The 1,336-nt window shown below is 49.4% G+C and carries 13 tRNA genes; all 13 read right to left on the bottom strand.

Annotated features, from left to right (window positions below):
• Positions 1–124: 124 nt before the first annotated feature.
• Positions 125–201: transfer RNA gene (locus QOZ84_RS16430), tRNA-Met, on the bottom strand.
• A gap of 9 nt (positions 202–210) precedes the next feature.
• Positions 211–286, bottom strand: a tRNA-Phe gene (locus QOZ84_RS16425).
• Positions 287–291: 5 nt separating this feature from the next.
• A tRNA-Ile gene (locus QOZ84_RS16420) sits at positions 292–368 on the bottom strand.
• Positions 369–375: 7 nt separating this feature from the next.
• Positions 376–452: transfer RNA gene (locus tag QOZ84_RS16415), tRNA-Pro, on the bottom strand.
• A 35-nt stretch (positions 453–487) separates the two neighbouring features.
• Positions 488–563 (bottom strand) — tRNA-Trp (locus QOZ84_RS16410).
• A 7-nt stretch (positions 564–570) separates the two neighbouring features.
• Positions 571–647, bottom strand: a tRNA-Ile gene (locus QOZ84_RS16405).
• An 11-nt stretch (positions 648–658) separates the two neighbouring features.
• Positions 659–749: transfer RNA gene (locus tag QOZ84_RS16400), tRNA-Ser, on the bottom strand.
• Between the two features lie 17 nt (positions 750–766).
• Positions 767–855 (bottom strand) — tRNA-Ser (locus QOZ84_RS16395).
• 3 nt (positions 856–858) lie between these two features.
• Positions 859–934, bottom strand: a tRNA-Lys gene (locus tag QOZ84_RS16390).
• 12 nt (positions 935–946) lie between these two features.
• Positions 947–1,022, bottom strand: a tRNA-Gln gene (locus QOZ84_RS16385).
• Between the two features lie 27 nt (positions 1,023–1,049).
• Positions 1,050–1,126 (bottom strand) — tRNA-Arg (locus QOZ84_RS16380).
• A 17-nt stretch (positions 1,127–1,143) separates the two neighbouring features.
• Positions 1,144–1,217 (bottom strand) — tRNA-Gly (locus QOZ84_RS16375).
• 9 nt (positions 1,218–1,226) lie between these two features.
• Positions 1,227–1,301: transfer RNA gene (locus QOZ84_RS16370), tRNA-Glu, on the bottom strand.
• Positions 1,302–1,336 lie beyond the last annotated feature (35 nt).

Below are 1,336 nucleotides of genomic sequence, written 5' to 3'. Positions count from 1 at the left end.
TCTTAAATAAAAGTTTATCTAGGGCTCAGATACTGTTATATATCTGGCTTTATGTTTCTTGGTTGTTTCAAATTCTATAAATTAACCTACTGTTTAATTTTCAAAGTTCTTATAATAAATTCTATGGTAGCGGTAACAGGAGTCGAACCTGTGACCTTTCGGGTATGAACCGAACGCTCTAGCCAACTAAGCTATACCGCCACATCTAATTGGTGCCCAGAAATGGAATCGAACCATCGACACAGGGATTTTCAGTCCCTTGCTCTACCGACTGAGCTATCTGGGCACAAATGGTGGGCCTAGCTGGACTCGAACCAGCGACCTCACGCTTATCAGGCGTGCGCTCTAACCACCTGAGCTATAGGCCCTTATTCTTGGTCGAGGTGAAGGGACTCGAACCCCCGGCCCCCTGGTCCCAAACCAGGTGCGCTACCAAACTGCGCTACACCTCGAAATAAAGTTGAATAAAGTTTTAAAAAAATCAAATTGGCAGGGGTGGAGGGATTCGAACCCCCGGCGCACGGTTTTGGAGACCGACGCTCTACCAGCTGAGCTACACCCCTAAAAATCTGGTGGGCCATCAGGGACTCGAACCCCGGACCTACCGGTTATGAGCCGGGCGCTCTAACCAACTGAGCTAATGGCCCCGATTTTTTATTGGCGGAGAAGGAGGGATTCGAACCCTCGCACCAGTTACCCAGCCTATACCCTTAGCAGGGGCACCTCTTTAGCCACTTGAGTACTTCTCCAGATATTTGATTTATAATGGCGGAGAGGGTGGGATTCGAACCCACGGTGCCGTTAAGCATCACTAGTTTTCAAGACTAGCTCCTTAAACCACTCGGACACCTCTCCATTTGGTGATCCATCCGCGACTCGAACGCGGGACACCCTGATTAAAAGTCAGGTGCTCTACCAACTGAGCTAATGGATCATAATATTAATTTGGCTGGGGATGCAGGACTCGAACCTACGCATGTAGCAGTCAAAGTGCTATGCCTTACCAACTTGGCGAATCCCCAGTAACTGGATTGCTTTAATTTATAAAGTGGTGAGCGCACAGGGATTCGAACCCCGGACACACGCCTTAGAAGGGCGTTGCTCTATCCAGCTGAGCTATGCACCCACATTATATAATTTTGTTGGAGCGGGTGAAGGGGATCGAACCCTCACAGCTGGCTTGGAAGGCCAGAACTCTACCATTGAGCTACACCCGCATATTTTTTTGGTGACCCATAGGGGAATCGAACCCCTGTTACCGCCGTGAAAGGGCGGTGTCTTGACCGCTTGACCAATGGGCCTTATAATGGTTGCGGGGGTAGGACTCGAACCTACG

Origin of the sequence: Romboutsia sedimentorum (assembly GCF_030131845.1) — a bacterium.
Lineage (GTDB): Bacteria > Bacillota > Clostridia > Peptostreptococcales > Peptostreptococcaceae > Romboutsia_D > Romboutsia_D sedimentorum.
This window is presented reverse-complemented; position numbering and strand designations above follow the sequence as displayed.